At 35.0% G+C, this 16,411-nt stretch carries 16 protein-coding genes; 4 read left to right on the plus strand and 12 right to left on the minus strand.

The window, feature by feature from the left end; genetic code table 11:
• Positions 1-61: 61 nt before the first annotated feature.
• The 8 genes from PI23P_RS01395 to PI23P_RS01430 form a co-directional block, all read right to left on the minus strand.
• The gene (locus tag PI23P_RS01395; protein WP_004568914.1) at positions 62-1,249 is read right to left on the minus strand and encodes an FtsW/RodA/SpoVE family cell cycle protein; all 1,188 of its coding nucleotides are present in this window, start codon (positions 1,247-1,249) and stop codon (positions 62-64) included.
• 66 nt (positions 1,250-1,315) lie between these two features.
• Positions 1,316-2,698 carry a UDP-N-acetylmuramoyl-L-alanine--D-glutamate ligase gene (gene murD / locus PI23P_RS01400; protein ID WP_004568915.1) on the minus strand — a complete coding sequence of 461 codons (1,383 nt, stop codon included), beginning with the start codon at positions 2,696-2,698 and terminating at the stop codon, positions 1,316-1,318.
• 38 nt (positions 2,699-2,736) lie between these two features.
• Entirely contained in the window at positions 2,737-3,963 is a 1,227-nt protein-coding gene (mraY, locus tag PI23P_RS01405) for a phospho-N-acetylmuramoyl-pentapeptide-transferase (protein ID WP_004568916.1), read from the minus strand.
• Between the two features lie 2 nt (positions 3,964-3,965).
• Positions 3,966-5,432 (minus strand): UDP-N-acetylmuramoyl-L-alanyl-D-glutamate--2,6-diaminopimelate ligase, encoded by a 1,467-nt coding sequence (locus PI23P_RS01410; protein ID WP_004568917.1) that lies wholly within the window; start codon positions 5,430-5,432, stop codon positions 3,966-3,968.
• A 1-nt stretch (position 5,433) separates the two neighbouring features.
• A complete protein-coding gene (locus tag PI23P_RS01415; RefSeq protein WP_004568918.1) occupies positions 5,434-7,395 on the minus strand; it encodes a penicillin-binding protein in 1,962 nt (653 codons plus the stop codon).
• 65 nt (positions 7,396-7,460) lie between these two features.
• Positions 7,461-7,781: an FtsL-like putative cell division protein gene (locus PI23P_RS01420; protein WP_004568919.1), complete on the minus strand. Its 321-nt coding sequence runs from the start codon at positions 7,779-7,781 to the stop codon at positions 7,461-7,463.
• Position 7,782: 1 nt separating this feature from the next.
• A complete protein-coding gene (rsmH, locus tag PI23P_RS01425) occupies positions 7,783-8,682 on the minus strand; it encodes a 16S rRNA (cytosine(1402)-N(4))-methyltransferase RsmH (protein WP_004568920.1) in 900 nt (299 codons plus the stop codon).
• Entirely contained in the window at positions 8,669-9,136 is a 468-nt protein-coding gene (locus tag PI23P_RS01430; protein WP_004568921.1) for a division/cell wall cluster transcriptional repressor MraZ, read from the minus strand. The genes rsmH and PI23P_RS01430 overlap by 14 nt, the downstream gene beginning before the upstream one ends.
• A 203-nt stretch (positions 9,137-9,339) precedes the next feature.
• On the opposite strand from PI23P_RS01430, the gene PI23P_RS01435 reads away from it, so the two are divergent.
• The 3 genes from PI23P_RS01435 to PI23P_RS01445 are packed head-to-tail and all read left to right on the plus strand — an operon-like array spanning position 9,340 to position 11,443.
• Complete coding sequence (locus PI23P_RS01435) at positions 9,340-10,104, plus strand: alpha/beta fold hydrolase (protein WP_004568922.1); 765 nt, start codon at positions 9,340-9,342, stop codon at positions 10,102-10,104.
• 4 nt (positions 10,105-10,108) lie between these two features.
• The gene (gene yihA / locus PI23P_RS01440) at positions 10,109-10,720 is read left to right on the plus strand and encodes a ribosome biogenesis GTP-binding protein YihA/YsxC (protein WP_004568924.1); all 612 of its coding nucleotides are present in this window, start codon (positions 10,109-10,111) and stop codon (positions 10,718-10,720) included.
• Positions 10,721-10,756: 36 nt separating this feature from the next.
• Positions 10,757-11,443, plus strand: coding sequence for an RluA family pseudouridine synthase (locus tag PI23P_RS01445; RefSeq protein WP_004568925.1), 687 nt, complete (start codon positions 10,757-10,759; stop codon positions 11,441-11,443).
• Between the two features lie 2 nt (positions 11,444-11,445).
• Here the strand turns inward: PI23P_RS01445 and ade are convergent, their stop codons facing one another.
• From ade to PI23P_RS01460, 3 genes are read right to left on the minus strand one after another with little or no spacing between them, the layout of a single operon-like run.
• Positions 11,446-13,068: an adenine deaminase gene (gene ade, locus PI23P_RS01450; protein WP_004568926.1), complete on the minus strand. Its 1,623-nt coding sequence runs from the start codon at positions 13,066-13,068 to the stop codon at positions 11,446-11,448.
• Between the two features lie 52 nt (positions 13,069-13,120).
• Complete coding sequence (locus PI23P_RS01455; protein ID WP_004568927.1) at positions 13,121-13,669, minus strand: 5-formyltetrahydrofolate cyclo-ligase; 549 nt, start codon at positions 13,667-13,669, stop codon at positions 13,121-13,123.
• Between the two features lies 1 nt (position 13,670).
• A complete protein-coding gene (locus PI23P_RS01460; protein ID WP_004568928.1) occupies positions 13,671-14,039 on the minus strand; it encodes an MmcQ/YjbR family DNA-binding protein in 369 nt (122 codons plus the stop codon).
• A 77-nt stretch (positions 14,040-14,116) separates the two neighbouring features.
• On the opposite strand from PI23P_RS01460, the gene PI23P_RS01465 reads away from it, so the two are divergent.
• Positions 14,117-15,097: a CorA family divalent cation transporter gene (locus PI23P_RS01465; RefSeq protein WP_004568929.1), complete on the plus strand. Its 981-nt coding sequence runs from the start codon at positions 14,117-14,119 to the stop codon at positions 15,095-15,097.
• 506 nt (positions 15,098-15,603) lie between these two features.
• Here PI23P_RS01465 and PI23P_RS01470 read toward each other — a convergent pair.
• Positions 15,604-16,353, minus strand: a complete 750-nt coding sequence (locus PI23P_RS01470) for a cyclase family protein (protein WP_026288471.1) — start codon at positions 16,351-16,353, stop codon at positions 15,604-15,606.
• Between the last annotated feature and the right edge of the window lie 58 nt (positions 16,354-16,411).

Consider the following 16,411-nt stretch of genomic DNA (forward strand, 5'->3'; position numbering starts at 1 on the left):
TTATTATTTTATAAATCGGTTATGCATGCTATTATTCCATATACTTTTTAATGCGCTTATGCTATATTGTTTCATGTAATATATCTAAGGGATTGTCATCTAAAATATCTTCTTCTGTTTCTTGTTTAGAAGCGCTCACACTTAAAATCATTCCAAGCGCAAAGCAAGTCATCCAAATAGAAGTTCCTCCACTACTAATCAATGGCAATGTTTGTCCAGTTACCGGAAATAAACTCGCCGCCACAGCCATGTTTATGATGGCCTGAAAAACAATGGGCAGACCGACACCAATGACCAACAACATTCCAAAAATTGTAGTTGTTGTTCTGAGTACCACAAAAACTCTAAAAAGTAACAAAAAGTATATAAAGACAATTGAAATTGCTCCTAAAAGACCATATTCTTCTACAATAATCGCATATATAAAATCTGATGATGATTGTGGTAAAAAGTTTTTCTGTATACTTTTCCCCGGACCAACGCCTACAGGACCACCCGTAGCAATCGCAATTTTTGATTTTTCTACCTGATACGCTTCTTTCCCTTCTGTACTTGAAAAACTCATAATTCTGCTTTGCCAAGTTTGAACTCTATTTGGCATTGCATCCGGAAAAGCTTTTGCTATTAAAACGAAAAAAGAAAGTGCTAAAATACCAGAAACTAAAATAAATCCTATGTATTTTAGGGGATATCCGCCTACAAAAACAAGTAATAAGATCATTGTGAAAATAATTGCGGTCGTAGAGAAATTAGCTGGTAAAATTAAGAGTAAAACCAAACTTACTGGCAACCACAACTGCACTAGACTTTCCTTAAAAACAACCTCTTTTTCTTTATTTCTTGCCAAATATCTCGCTACAAAAACCATCAAAACAAGACCTGCCAGTGTCGATGTTTGAAAACCGATACCGACAAATGGAATACGAATCCATCTACTTGCATTTGCACCACTAATCGTTGTTCCTTGCGCCAATGTATAAATCAACAAAACAATCACAACAGGCATCATCAAAACAGATCCACCAGAAAAATATCGATATGGAATTTTATGCACGCCGTAAAGCACTGCAAAACCCATAATTAATAAAGCCATATGCTTTAGTAAATATCCAAATGTTGAGCCCGAACCTACTACATAGACCAAGTTTGTACTTGCACTATAAACAGGCATAAATGAGAAAATTGCCAAAGCTGCAAAAATCGCCCAAATAGTTCTATCTCCTTTTATATGTTGAAAAATATTTTTCATTAAAAAGTACTAAATTCTTAGTGTGTTATATTTTAACTAGAGAGCGAAGACTTGCCCTCAACTTTTTTACAGATTTCTTACAGCACTTTTAAACTGACGTCCCCTGTCTTCATAATTTTCAAACAAATCAAAACTTGCACATGCTGGAGAAAGCAACACGGCATCTCCATCCTCGGCTAATTTGTGCGCCACTTTTACAGCCTCCTCTGCTCCTGCAGTTTCCACAACAATATCGACCACATTGCCAAACATGTCTTTTATTTTCTGATTGTCAACACCTAAACAAACAATTGCTTTTACTTTCTCTCTAACCAACGGAAGTAAATCATTGTAATCATTTCCTTTGTCTACACCTCCAACAATCCATACCGTTTGCCGATCCATGCATTCCAAAGCATAAAAAGTTGCATTTACATTGGTTGCTTTTGAATCATTTATATATTCCACTCCTTTTACTTTGGCAACATTTTCTAAACGATGTTCTACGCCCTCGAAATTCGCCAAACTTTCTTTAATTGCCTCTTTTCTAATCTGTAATAACTGCGCAGCCATTGTTGCTGCCATTGTATTTTTAACATTGTGTTTTCCTTTCACTGTTATCGTTGATATTGGCATCTTTATTGTTTCTTTATTAATATTGATTATTATGTTATTGCCTTTTAAGAAAGCGCCGTATGCGAGTTCTTTTTTTAATGAAAATGGTACTAATTTTGCTTTTATCTTGTGCTGTTTTAGCCACGTATTTATTGCGATATCGTCTGCGTCATAAATGAGGTAATCGCTTTCTTTTTGATTTTGTGTAATTCTAAACTTTGACGCCACATATTTTTCAAAATCATACTCGTACCTGTCTAAATGATCTGGAGTTATGTTTGTTAAAATTGCGATATGACTGCTGAACTTCTCAATGCCATCTAATTGAAAACTACTCAACTCTACGACATAGTTTTCATGAGAGACCTCCGCAACTTGCTGTGCAAAACTGACCCCGATATTGCCTGCAAGACCTACGTTCAATCCCGCATCTTTTAAAATACGATGCACCAACATTGTGGTAGTGGTTTTTCCATTTGAGCCGGTAATCCCTACAATTGTTGCTGACGTATACTTTGCTGCAAATTCAATTTCTGATATGACACTGATCCCATTGGCTTTTAATTTTAAAACCAAAGGAACTGTTTCCGGAATGCCAGGACTTTTCATAACCACATCTGCTGCTAAAATTATACGCTCTGTGTGCGTAAATTCTTCAAATTCAATCTCATTATTTAAAAGAATATCTTTATACTTTTTACCTATTTTACCACGGTCGGAAACAAAAACTTTATACCCTTTTTGTTTTCCTAAAAGAGCGGTACCAACCCCACTTTCACCGGCGCCAAGAACCACAAGCATCTTCGCTCCAAAAGAGCTTGACACTATTTGTTTTTGTACTTCTTGGTTCTTCATTTTTATATCTTGCTAAATGCTATCAGTTCTTAATTTTTCTACCTCAACTTTAACGTAACAATTGTAAGCACCGCTAAAAGAATCCCAATAATCCAAAAACGAACCACAATTTTACTTTCATGGAAGCTTAACTTCTGGTAATGGTGATGTAATGGGGCCATTCTAAACACTCTTCTACCCTCACCAAACTTACTTTTTGTGTATTTAAACCAAAAAACTTGAATGATTACAGAGAGGTTTTCAATTACAAAAATCCCTGCAAGTATCGGCAGCAACAATTCTTTTCGAATTGCAATTGCAATCACAGCAATAATTCCACCAATCGTTAAACTCCCAGTGTCCCCCATAAATACTTGGGCAGGATAGGTGTTATGCCAAAGAAAGCCTATTAAAGCGCCTGCAAAGGCAAGAATAAAAACGGTCATTTCTCCAGAGTTCGGGATGTACATGACATCTAAATAATCTGCGAAAACAATGTTCCCAGAGACCCATGCAAAAACAGCTAAAGTAACCACCATGATTGCTGAAGAACCCGCAGCCAAGCCATCGATTCCATCTGTTAAATTTGCACCATTAGAAATACCTGTAACGATGAAAACAACGATGAAAATAAAAATGATCCAACCATATTCCTCATACCCGGTCCCTAAAAAACGAAGGGCTTCTGTATAGTCTAATTCATTGTCTTTTAAAAAAGGAACTGTTGTTTTAGTTGATTTGTGTGCGGCTCCAAAAACAGTTTTTCTACCATTCTCTTGAGCTATTTGCTGTGCAGCTGGCAATTGCTCTTTAATGGTTACATCTTCATGAAAATAAAGCATAGAACCTACAATAATACCCAATCCCACTTGTCCAAGGACTTTGAACTTTCCTTTTAAGCCCGCTTTGTCTTTTTTAAATACTTTAATATAATCGTCTAAAAACCCGATCAAACCCATCCATACGGTCGTAATTATTAGGATAATAACGTAGATATTATCTAATTTGGCTAATAAAAATACCGGAATTAAAGTGGCTAAAATTATAATAATGCCTCCCATAGTTGGGGTTCCTGACTTTTGAACCTGTCCTGCCAAGCCTAAATCTCTAACAGATTCACCTACCTGTTGCTTTTGCAAAAATTTAATAATTACCTTTCCATTAATTGCCGAAATGAGCAATGATAAAATGAAAGCTGCCGCCGCTCTAAATGTAATAAATTGAAAGACACTAGCTCCTGGGAAACTAAATTGGCTTTCTAGATATTCGAATAAATAATACAGCATTTTTACTTATTTTTTAGTTGATTAAAACAATTTTTCACTTCCTCTAAGTCGTCAAAATGAATTCGAACTCCGTTTGTTTCTTGATAATTTTCATGCCCTTTTCCTGCAATAAGTAAAATGTCTCCAGGTTCAGAAAACTTACAAGCCGTTCTAATTGCCTGCTTTCTGTCTAAAATTGTAAGTGTCTTTTTATAGTTTTGCAATGCAATACCAGCTTCCATATCCTCTAAAATAGTCTGTGGATTTTCTGTTCTCGGATTGTCCGACGTAAAAATTACCTGATTGCTTAATTGCGAAGCAATGTGCGCCATTTTAGGTCTTTTTGTTTTGTCCCGATCTCCCCCGCAACCCAAGACCGTAATTACCTTTTCAGCACCAATCTTAATATCGTTGATAGTTTCTAACACATTTTTTAAGGCATCTGGTGTGTGTGCATAATCTACTATTGCTGTCACCCCATCTTGTGAAATCACATATTCAAAACGCCCACTTACACTTTCCAGCGCACTCAATATCGTTAAAATCTCAAGCTTTTCTAAACCTAATAATTCTGCTGTTGCAATAACTGCTGTTACATTATAAATGTTAAAAACTCCAATTAATTTTATCCAAACCTCGGTACCATCCAAAGCAATCAAAGTTCCAGACAATTGTTTTTCTAAAATTTTAACTTTATAATCAGCAGCCGTTTTTAGAGCGTATGTTTTCTTAATTGCTTTAGAGTTCTGCAACATAAAACGCCCATTTTTGTCATCTATGTTCGCAAGTACAAAGGCAGATTTTGGCAAGGTGTCAAAAAAGTGTTTTTTTACGTTTCTGTATGCTGCAAAAGTGTCGTGATAATCTAGATGGTCGTGCGACAGATTTGTAAAAACTCCACCAGCGAACGTTAAACCTTCCGTTCTTTTTTGATGAATTCCATGAGAACTCACCTCCATAAAACAAAAATCAACACCAGCATCAATCATTTTGTCTAGATACGAATTGATTGTAACAGAATCTGGCGTAGTATGTGTAGCCTTGAACTCGGTTTCATCTACAAGCACCTTCACTGTAGACAGCAAACCAACCTTATACCCTGCCTTTTTGAATAATTGATATAGTAGCGAAGCTACCGTTGTTTTCCCATTCGTACCCGTTACACCAATCAAAGGGATTTTTGAAGAAGGATTGTCATAAAAGTTTGAGGCCATAATTGCCAAAGCAATTTTTGTGTCCGATACTTGAATGTAGGTCACCCCCTCTTTTTGTTCTTTGGGAAAATCCTCACAAACAACTACGATTGCACCCAAATTAATTGCCTTGTCTATAAATAGATGACCATCTATTGCAACTCCTTTTAACGCAATAAAAGCGGTATTACATGCTGCTTTTCTAGAATCAAAAACAAGGTTTTTTACGACAATATTTGTCTCACCAAAAATTTTATTAGCGGAAACCTTGTATAGTATGTCTTTTAAATTTTTCAAACTATGATAATTTTAAAGTAATCGTTTTTCCTTTTATTAATTCCGCTCCCTTTTCCAAGGATTGATATTGCACTTTACCAACACCAGAAATTTTCACTTTTAAACCAATATTTTCTAATAGTGACACTGCATCCATCCCAGACATCCCCTTAACATTAGGTATTGAATTGTCGTATTCCTCTAGACTATCTTCATATTCAAAATATGCTTTCTCTATTTCAACAAACCTTGCCTTTTCACTTACAACCTCACTATCTAAAGGAGTTGTTGTGTATATTTTTTGGGCAATTTCTTTAAATACTGGCGCTGCAACGGTGGCTCCATAATACCCTTTTTCTTTCTTGGGATCGTGAATAACCACGATACAAGAATACTTCGGATTGTCTGCGGGAAAAAACCCAGCAAAAGAAGCAACGTAACGCTTGTTAGAATAGCCCGCAGCCACTTTTTCACCATTTTTATCAATGTGTTTTGGAAGGTATTTTTTGGCAGTTCCTGTTTTTCCTGCCATAGAAAAATTGGAAGAATAAATATTACTTGCCGTTCCTCGAACTACTACATTTTCCAATACCTTTCTCACTTTTCTCAATGCAGTCTCCGAGGCAATTTTCGGATTTACAATAACGGTCTTAAAAAGCCTTTCCGTTGCGTCCTGCCTTCTTAATTCTTTTATAAAACGAGGCTTCACCATTATTCCATTATTTGCAATAGCATTATAAAACATAAGTATTTGCATGGGAGTCACTGAAATCCCATAACCCCAAGACATCCATTCTAACGAGATTTTATTCCATCTTTTATCTGAGGGTACGGGTACTATTGGTATTCCCTCACCCTTGATTTCAAAACCGATTGGTTCTGTGAATCCATACGCCTCTATTTTCTTGATAAATTTCTCAGGTTGATGATCGTACTGCTTTTTAATTAATTTCACAATTCCTACATTAGAAGAAACCTCTAACACTCTCGCAGCAGATATCTTACCGTACCCCCCTTGATGCGAGTCTTCAACCTTTGAACCATGAATATAAATCCTGCCTTTTTCAGTATCTACAACGGTAGCGGTATCAATCAACTGATCATCTAAAGCGGCCATTAAACTTGCTACTTTAAAAGTCGAACCTGGCTCATGACTTTCCCAAACAGCATAGTTTCGTTTTTCGTAGTACGTACCTTTTTTAGTTCTTCCTAAATTGGAGATTGCTTTGATTTCTCCAGATGCTGTCTCCATCACAACTGCACAACCGTGTTCTGCATCAAAATATTCCAACTGACTCAACAAGGCATGGTGTGTAATGTCTTGAATATTCACATCGATGGTCGTAATGATATCATGTCCATCAATGGGTTCTTTTTCATTGTAATCTGCAATTGGTTTCCATTGGTTTTTAGCAATTTTCTGCTCCCATCTCAATCCGTTTTCACCTTTCATATATGCTGCAAATGCCCCTTCAATTCCAGCTCCACCTCTAAAATCATCATACCCAATTGTGCGCTCTGCTATTTTCCCGATAGGATGCGCTCTTTCCGTGCGCTGCTTTGCGATAAACCCTCCTTTATAAACCCCGAGGTTAAAAATTGGGAACTCTCTCATCTTGAGATAATCTGTATATCCTATGTTTCTTGTAATTAAAAAATAGCGTCTTTTTTTATTCTTGGCCCTTCTTAAAGTTTTTTCATAGTAGCTTGCCGAAGACCCTAGCATCCTTGAAAGCTCAACGGACAACCCTTTAACATGCTTTTCAAAAATGGCCTCATCTACAGTGACTAAGTCCATGAAAATATTGAATTTAGACATGGATGTTGCCAACAAATTACCGTCTGCTGCATATACGTTTCCTTTGTTTGCGTATATTGTATCTTGTCTAATTGTCAGTTCTGTTGCTAATTTCCTGTAAGTATCCCCCTGGACATACTGGAGATTGATCACTCTAAAAATTATTGCCAATAAAAAAAACGTCATAAAAACCGCTACCAAGTAGAATTTAGTAAGAATGTTTTTCTTCTGAGTTGCCAATGTTTCTTATTTTAATTCGTTATTTTTATTTTCTTCGGAGGAGTCTGAGAAGGCAGCAATCCTCTTAATTTTGCTTTCGCTCTGATATTCGACTCCATTTTCATTCGCATCAAAATAGTACCAGTATCCACATATTCTGCTCTCAGCTCCCTTTTCAACTTATTTAATTCTGAAATTGCAATTACTTTTCTGTCTGAATTGTGAGCACTAGAGATCATAATTAAAAGCAAGCCTACTACAAAAATGAAAACACGCCAATTTTTAAAAGCAGATTCATCTGTAAGGAAACTTCCTCTCAGAAAACCATACACTCCTTTTTTAATTTTAGACATTTTACTTTTTTAAAGTTGCGATTCTTAATTTAGCACTGCGGGCCCTGTTATTTACTTTAACCTCCTTGGCATCGGGTACTATTAATTTCCCTACTTTTTGCATGGGAACCTCTATATTTCCAAAAAAATCTTTTTCTGGCTCACCTATAAAAAGGCCTGTTCTAATAAATCTTTTCACCAGTCTATCTTCTAAAGAATGGTAAGAAATAACGCTCAACCTTCCTTTCTCTTTTAACAAGTTTGGTGTTTGCAACAAAAACTCTTTCAACACCTCTAATTCTTCATTTACTTCAATTCTTACAGCTTGAAATATCTGCGCTAATATTTTGTGTTCTACAGCATTTGGCAAATACTTCTGAAGTGCCTCTTTTAATTGGAAACTTGTTTCTATTTTCTCTTCTTGTCTTTTCTCTACAATGGTTTTTGCAATATTTCTAGAGTTTCTTAATTCTCCGTACAAAAACAAAATTTCTGCTAATTTTTCTTCTGAGTACGTACCAATAACCTCCTTGGCAGAAACTTTAGATTTCTGATTCATCCGCATATCTAAGTCACCGTCAAAACGGGTAGAAAAACCTCTATCAGCCTCGTCAAATTGATGAGAAGAAACTCCTAAATCAGCTAAAATACCATCTACTTTTTTTACTCCGTGAAATCTTAGAAACCTTGAGATATATCTAAAATTTTCTGGAATTAAAGTAAAACGAGCATCCTCAATTATATTTTCTAAAGCATCGGGGTCTTGATCAAAACCAAACAGTCTTCCCGAATCACCAAGACGACTTAGAATTTCTTTAGAATGACCACCACCACCAAAAGTAACATCTACATAAATGCCATTTTCTTTGATCGCTAAAGCATCAACACTTTCTTTTAATAAAACTGGACTATGATATTTCATCGAATTCTGTATTTCCCATTACCTCCTCAGCCAATGCTGCAAAATCTAAAGCAGCAGCATCAATTGCTTTTTCGTAATTATCTTTATCCCAAATCTCTATTATATTGACTGCAGAGGACAACACAACCTGTTTTTTAATCCCTGCAAAATCAGCTAAATCTTTAGGAATCAAAACTCGTCCTGCGGAGTCAAATTCAACTATTTTTACACCGGCAGTAAACCTTCTAATAAAGTCGTTATTCTTCTTAACAAACTTATTTAACTTGTTAATCTTACTCATTATTAGCTGCCACTCTTCCATAGAATACAATTCTAAACAAGGTTGAAAAACAGCTCTTTTTATGACAAACCCCTCATTTAAAACTGGTTGCAATTGCTTTTTAAGCGCAGATGCGAATAACACCCGGCCTTTAGCATCTGCTTTACATTCATATGTACCAATTAGATTTATCACGAATAAACTATTTAATAGATATCAAAAATATATAAATAATACCACTTTTTACCACATTTCACCACATTGTTAATAAGTAAATGAATTCACTCTTAAAAAGGGGAGTTCACTGCCTTCAAATGCGCAGATAATGTGATCTACATAAAAGATATTTATGTTATAAAAAAGAATTACATTTGCGTTTAAGTAATCCGAATTTAATGATGACTGATAAGTTAAAGACTGAGGGGAAATTCACATATGCAGAGGCAGGAGAAGGTCCTCCTATTATTGTTTTACATGGCTTAATGGGGGCCTTAAGTAATTTTGAAGATACCTTTGAACACTTCTCCAATAGTGGTTACCAGGTACTAATTCCTGAATTACCTTTGTATTCACTTCCATTGCTAAAAACTAATGTTAAGAATTTAGCTGATTTTTTAGTTGATTTTATTGAACTAAAGAAATTAGATAAAGTAATTCTGTTAGGGAATTCTTTAGGAGGACATATTGGTTTATACTTTACAAAACACCACCAAGAAAAAGTACAAGCTCTTATACTAACTGGCAGTTCTGGTCTGTATGAGAAAGCGATGGGTGATAGCTTTCCAAAACGAGGAAGCTATGAATACATCAAAGAAAAAACACAAGGTGTCTTTTTCGACCCAGCAATAGGGACGAAAGAAATGGTTGATGATATTTTTAAAATTGTAAATGACCGAAGCTCCGTTATTAGAACTTTAGCTATTGCAAAAAGTGCTATTAGACATAATATGTCTGGTGACTTGCCGAAAATGAAACAACCTACCTGTTTAATTTGGGGAAGACAAGATGTTGTAACTCCCCCAGAAGTGGCTGTGGATTTTCATAAAATACTGCCAGATTCCGATCTCTTTTGGATTGACCAATGTGGGCACGCTGCTATGATGGAAAGACCTCAAGAATTCAATACAATTCTTCACAACTGGTTGAAATCCAGAAATATATAAATTAATGAAAATTAAGTCGGCAGAATTTATAATGAGTAACAGCAATGTTATGAAAGCCCCCACCGAAAGAATGCCAGAATATGCTTTTATTGGACGTTCTAATGTGGGTAAATCTTCATTGATTAATATGCTAATGGAACGGAAAGACTTGGCTAAAATCTCTGGAAAGCCAGGAAAAACACAACTTATAAATCATTTTAAAATAAATGAGGAATGGTTCTTAGTCGATTTACCTGGCTATGGATACGCTTCAGTTTCAAAGAAGAAAAGAGTGATTTTCCAATATTTCATCGAAAATTACTTTAAAGAAAGAGAACAACTAGTTTGTACTTTTGTGCTTATTGATTCCAGACACGATCCTCAAAAAATAGATTTAGACTTCATGCAATTTCTTGGTGAAAATCAAATACCCTTTTGTATTATTTTCACAAAAGCAGACAAATTAGGAAGCTCTAAATTAAACAAACAAATTACCTCCTACAAAAAGAAATTATTACAACATTGGGAAACGTTGCCCACATCCTTTCTAACCTCCTCTAACACTAGCTTGGGAAGAACAGAGTTTTTAAACTTCATTGACGGTGTAAATGAAGATGTTGCCAAAGATTTTAAATAAGCATCGAACCAACACATCGTATTATTTAAGTATCCTATGAACTCCACAAAAGAGAACTTACAAGTTTTATTTGAAGACAACCACATTATTATTATAAATAAAAGAGCTGGTGATATTACGCAGGGTGACAAAACCGGCGACAAGCCTTTAAGTGATGTGATCAAAGAATACATAAAAGAAAAATACAACAAACCTGGCGAAGTTTTTATCGGTACCGTTCACAGATTAGACAGACCTACTTCTGGTATTGTAATTTTTGCAAGAACCTCTAAAGCATTGACCCGTCTGAATAAAATGCTACGGGACAAAGTTATTGATAAAACCTATTGGGCACTTGTAAAAAATGCACCGATTAAAGCCACTGACACGATTACAAACTTCTTAAAAAAAGACACAAAAAAGAATAAATCTTTTGTGTACAAGAAAGAGATCGAAGGGTGTAAAAAAGCAGTTTTACACTACAAAATTCTTCAAAAGCTAGAAAGTTATTGTTTGCTCGAAATAGACTTAGAAACCGGCCGACACCACCAAATTAGAACCCAGTTGTCACATATTGGAAGTGTGATCAAGGGCGATTTGAAGTATGGAGCTTCGCGATCAAACAAAGACGGAAGCATAAGTTTACATGCTCGTAAAATAAAATTCACGCACCCCGTTTCTAAAGAAGAAATAGCAATTACTGCGCCCACTCCAAAAGATATCATTTGGAATGCATGCCGCTAAACCTACTTTACTTCTAAAGAGGTGAATCGAAAAGTAGTTCCATCAAACAATCCCTTGTCTGATAATTTTAAAGCAGGAATCACTAACAATGCCATAAAGGATAAACTCATAAAGGGCGCACTTAAAGTGCTTCCCATTTGTTTTGCCATTTTATCTAAATCAGCATAAGCCCTCCCTATTTCTTGTGCCGACAAATCAGACATAATCCCAGCGACGGGTAATGAAACTATTTTTTCTTCAGATGCGTTTACAGCGCAAATACCGCCCCTATTTTCTATAATTAAATTTACCGCTCGACAAATGTCAGCGTCAGAAACTCCCACGGAAATGATATTATGAGAATCGTGCCCAACAGAGCTTGCAATAGCACCCTCCTTGAACCCAAAATTTTTAATGAATGCAATCGCAGGAACTTCATTTTTATACCGATTTACAACGGTCATTTTTAAAATATCAGCACGTGTATTTGACACCAAATTACCCGCTATAATTTTAGAATTCACTTCGATTTGGTTGGTCACCAAAGCACCATCTAAAGCTTCAATAACTTTAATTTTTTTCGACGACGATTCCAACCTAAAATCAGCAACCTCCTTTTTATCAGTATTAAAGTTGTTTAGTATTTCAAAAGGAACAGATGCTACAAAACTTACACCGTTTTTAGCCACCAAAACACCATTAATATAGGTTTCTAAAACCTTAAAATTTTCTAGATTTTCCACTACTATAAAATCTGCAGCGGCTCCTTGCTCCAGCAAGCCAACCTCTAAATTGTAATGCTCCACTGGATTTATACACGCTGCTTGTAAGACTTTAAAAACATCGATTCCCTTTGCCACAGCTCTTGCACATAGCTGATTTATATGACCTACTAAAAGATCATCTGGATGCTTGTCATCTGAACAAAACATCATGTTCTCAAAATACTCTGGTAATAGATCAATTAGCGCTTCAAAGTTCTTTGCAGCACTCCCTTCTCGCACTAATATTTTCATTCCTTTCTGCAACTTTTCCAGGGCTTCTGCTGCAGTAAAACATTCATGGTCTGTAGAAATCCCTGCAGCAATGTATTTCGTCACATCTTCTCCTCTCAATCCTGGAGCATGACCATCGATGGGTTTATTATTGTCTTTTGCGTGTTGTATTTTTTTAAGCACCTCTTCATCGTCAAATAAAACCCCGGGATAATTCATCATTTCTGCGAGATATTTAATATCGGGATTTTTCATCATCCATTTAATATCCTCAGAATCTATAATTGCACCCGCACTTTCAAATGAGGTTGCAGGAACACAACTTGGTGCACCAAAATTAAATTTTAACGGGACTTTTTTTCCGTTTTCGATCATAAATTCTACACCCCGAATACCCAATACATTTGCAATTTCATGCGGATCTGAAACGGTAGCAACCGTGCCGTGAATTACCGCAATTTTCGCAAATTCTGAAGGCACCAACATTGAGCTTTCTATGTGAATGTGAGCATCTACAAAACCTGGTAAAATAAAATGATTAACTGCGTGCGACGCTTCTCGAATTGCTACAATCTTTCCATCTTCAACAACGACTTCACCTTTATAAATTCGTTTTTGTAAGATGTCGACAATATTCCCCTGTACAATCATTTTTTAAAATTATTTACTACAAATTTACAAAGAATAAAAGGCGCTTTATACTTTATAACGGATAGATTACCTGATGCAAAGGAATATCAAAATCATCGATATCTTCTATTTCTTGAATAGGTGTGAAAAAATTTAACCCGATGAATTTGGCATCCTCTCGACATTTTAATAAAAATCGATCATAAAACCCTTTGCCATATCCTACTCGATATTTTTTAGCATCAGAAATTAATAAAGGAATAAAAATCATATCTAAAACCGGTTCATAAGTCTGTTCTCCGTCTATAGGCTCCATAACACCAAATTTATTTAATTCTAATATGCTGTTCTCTTCTAAATAAAAGTGAGTCAAGGAGCTGTCTTTAAAATTACATTTACTCACCACAATCCTTTTATTTTTAGCTCTAAAATAAGCGATCAAAGGCGCTGTATCAATCTCTTTTAAAAGCTCTATAGAGAGAAAGAAATGAACATTTTTCACGGCAGAAATATCCAAATCATACACTTGCTGGTACATATTCTCTTGCAGCTCCCTAATTTCTTCAAAAGACAAAGCTGCTCTTTTTTGTTTGTATATACGCCTGAGTTCTTGCTTGTTCATTTTACTTATTTTCTAATTCTATCTGCAACTTTTTCGTCAATCCGCTTACAACCAATTCATAAGAATGATTGATTAATTCTCCTACCAAATCTTCAGAGACATCACTATTATTCATAGTAACCGTATTCCAAAGTCTTTTATTTGAGTGCCAACCAGGAACAATACCCTCAAATGCAGCGCGCAGCGTTATCGCTTTGTCAGGATTACATTTTAAGTTTATTTTTTGCGCACCTTGTTCCCAAGCATCCAATCTTATAAGCACAAAAATTTTACCCATGACCTTAAAAACGAGGGTTACATCGTCAAAAGGAAAGTGCTCCGTAACTCCTTTTTTTGCAATACAAAAATCTCTTAACTCTTCAATATCCATAAAATCTTCGCGTTAAAAAGATCATTTTTATATATTTAAAAGTATCTTTATCTATCAAATTTACAATTATTATTTAAATGGAAAATGAATTTCTAAGCAACACTTCCATCATCTGTTATTCTGACAAGGAATTTGAAAAATCTAATTTTTCTGCTATTTCCGAAATAAATTTAAGTGAGCACCCGGCAGATGTAAAGTGGGTGAATACATATGGAATTAGATTTCATGAATCTTTTAAAAAAGTAATCCAACAAAACAAATTAGACGACTTTTTAATAAAACTATTAGGAGATGAAGAACATCCAAATAAAGTAATTGTTTTAGACAATATACTATTTATATCGATCCGTGTACTTCTTACCAAGTCTAACCAATTAGAGTCTGAGCAAATAATTTTTATTGTTTCTGCAGATTTTCTCTGGTCTATTCAAGAGAGAAAAGGTGACTATTTCAACTGGATTCGCGAGCGACTCGTTGGGGACAAAGGAATCGTTAGAAAGAAAAAAACAGCCTATCTCTTATTTTTATTATTAGAATCTATAATCGACAATTATCACGAAACCTACCAAGAAAATGCTGCATTAAATTCTGACAAATTGAACTCAGAAAACATAAAGCCAACCCCTGAATTTACCTCCTTAGTAGAAAAAAGAAAACAGGAGCTTTTCAATTTTAAAAGAGCCACCATCAGTTTAAAAGATACGATTATTAAGATAGAAAAAATAGACATCGATGGTTCTGACACCAAATACTTTGGTGAATTAAAAGAGCAAACCAATAATCTAATTTCAAATATAGATTTTGAACTTCAAGAGTTAGAAAGTAAAATAAACTTAATTTTTAGTATTCAAGGGCATCGTTTAAACGAGGTAATGAAAACGCTTACGATTTTATCTGTTATTTTTATTCCGCTCACTTTTCTGGCGGGGATTTATGGTATGAATTTCGTTAACATTCCTGAACTAAAATCTAAAAATGGATACTTTCTTTTATTAGCCGTTATGGCTTTTGTTACCGTTATTTCCGTGTGGTATTTTAAACGTAAAAAATGGTTTTAACTTTTAACTTAATTATTAGAAAAAAGAGCATCTTTCTTTTATTTCTTTAAAAAAGCATGCGATGCGTTTCAACCTTCTTAAACAGTCTTTCGTAAGAAAATGATCAGAGTTATTTAAACCAACCATTTAAAGTTTGGTGAAAATTGATTTAAAAATAGCTATACTTCCTATTGGAATAATTTGCGTTTCTGTATTGGCTAATCAAACTGGTTGCTGTTACATCTTAACGAATAAACGGATTCCTTTTCTAATTTTAATTATCGCATTGCACCGAGTGTACAAAGATACTTTTAGGCCCATGGAATAAAAGTATTGGAATCCTTTGATCCCCGCTATGTATGAGACCTATCCTCCTTCAAGATCTATAAATTTTGAATATACATTCACGTTGGCTTTTTCAGCTTCTCTTAAAAAAAACAAAGAGAACATCAATACCAAACAGAAACGTTTAAAAGAAACCAATTACGCATAGAAATCACTGCTCCACTATTCGTTTTTGAAATACCTCATTTTATAATCTTATATAATACAGGCTTGCTTGGAGTGGCATCATTTTCAAATGGTGCAATCATTAAATTCAACAAATATTCCCCATCTTCAACCGCATTTGGAACGTAAATAAACTCTGTAATTGTAGCATCTAAGCGCACTATGCCAGCAGTATTCCAAAATGCATTGTGCACTAACAATTGTCCGCCGTCTTTTTCTTTATCTACAGAAGGCAAGTCAATTAATAAATGTTTGATTCCTTTTTCACGCAAATAGATAGCCGCTTCCTCCAGTAAATAGGGCGGATTTGTATTTGAGTACTGCATTGATTTCTTTTCTTTTAGATTTGGTATGGTCCGAATTACGATTGCATCTCGTTTCTTATTTCGCAGCGCAGTTTTCAATTGTTTTTCAGAAATAACAAAGTCTTTTCCACTACTTTCTGGAGCAACTGTAACGACCTCTGCAACAAAGAAATAATGTTTTAAATTTTGATTTATAGAATGAAATTCTTCTGTAATATGTCCCACACATTCCGTGTGTGTAATGTGCGCATGTGGATTAAAATGAATGTTGTTAAAGTTGACCACCGCACCCTCTGACACCTTTGCAATTTCGCCATCGAAATCTACCGGAAATATTTTTGGCGCCCCAACATACCAGGCATTTACATTTTCTTTTGATACATCTAATGCAATAGAAATATCTATGGGTTCAGAAACATCAATGGTAATTTTTCTAGAATTGTACTCTATAATTGCTTTCATGTTTCCTAAAATTAATTCTTTTTTGTTTGTGCACAAAGATAAGTTTTAAACCCACAAA

The organism is Polaribacter irgensii 23-P, assembly GCF_000153225.1.
Taxonomy (GTDB): Bacteria; Bacteroidota; Bacteroidia; order Flavobacteriales; family Flavobacteriaceae; genus Polaribacter; species Polaribacter irgensii.

What these genes read in the sequence shown, in the direction of transcription:
- PI23P_RS01395 (WP_004568914.1), bottom strand. Translation starts at nt 1,249, where the DNA reads ATGAAAAATATTTTTCAACATATAAAAGGAGATAGAACTATTTGGGCG.
- PI23P_RS01455 (WP_004568927.1), bottom strand. Translation starts at nt 13,669, where the DNA reads ATGAACAAGCAAGAACTCAGGCGTATATACAAACAAAAAAGAGCAGCT.
- PI23P_RS01415 (WP_004568918.1), bottom strand. Translation starts at nt 7,395, where the DNA reads ATGACGTTTTTTTTATTGGCAATAATTTTTAGAGTGATCAATCTCCAG.
- ade (WP_004568926.1), bottom strand. Translation starts at nt 13,068, where the DNA reads ATGATTGTACAGGGGAATATTGTCGACATCTTACAAAAACGAATTTAT.
- mraY (WP_004568916.1), bottom strand. Translation starts at nt 3,963, where the DNA reads ATGCTGTATTATTTATTCGAATATCTAGAAAGCCAATTTAGTTTCCCA.
- PI23P_RS01435 (WP_004568922.1), top strand. Translation starts at nt 9,340, where the DNA reads ATGACTGATAAGTTAAAGACTGAGGGGAAATTCACATATGCAGAGGCA.
- PI23P_RS01465 (WP_004568929.1), top strand. Translation starts at nt 14,117, where the DNA reads ATGGAAAATGAATTTCTAAGCAACACTTCCATCATCTGTTATTCTGAC.
- PI23P_RS01420 (WP_004568919.1), bottom strand. Translation starts at nt 7,781, where the DNA reads ATGTCTAAAATTAAAAAAGGAGTGTATGGTTTTCTGAGAGGAAGTTTC.
- PI23P_RS01460 (WP_004568928.1), bottom strand. Translation starts at nt 14,039, where the DNA reads ATGGATATTGAAGAGTTAAGAGATTTTTGTATTGCAAAAAAAGGAGTT.
- yihA (WP_004568924.1), top strand. Translation starts at nt 10,109, where the DNA reads ATGAAAATTAAGTCGGCAGAATTTATAATGAGTAACAGCAATGTTATG.
- rsmH (WP_004568920.1), bottom strand. Translation starts at nt 8,682, where the DNA reads ATGAAATATCATAGTCCAGTTTTATTAAAAGAAAGTGTTGATGCTTTA.
- PI23P_RS01445 (WP_004568925.1), top strand. Translation starts at nt 10,757, where the DNA reads ATGAACTCCACAAAAGAGAACTTACAAGTTTTATTTGAAGACAACCAC.
- murD (WP_004568915.1), bottom strand. Translation starts at nt 2,698, where the DNA reads ATGAAGAACCAAGAAGTACAAAAACAAATAGTGTCAAGCTCTTTTGGA.
- PI23P_RS01470 (WP_026288471.1), bottom strand. Translation starts at nt 16,353, where the DNA reads ATGAAAGCAATTATAGAGTACAATTCTAGAAAAATTACCATTGATGTT.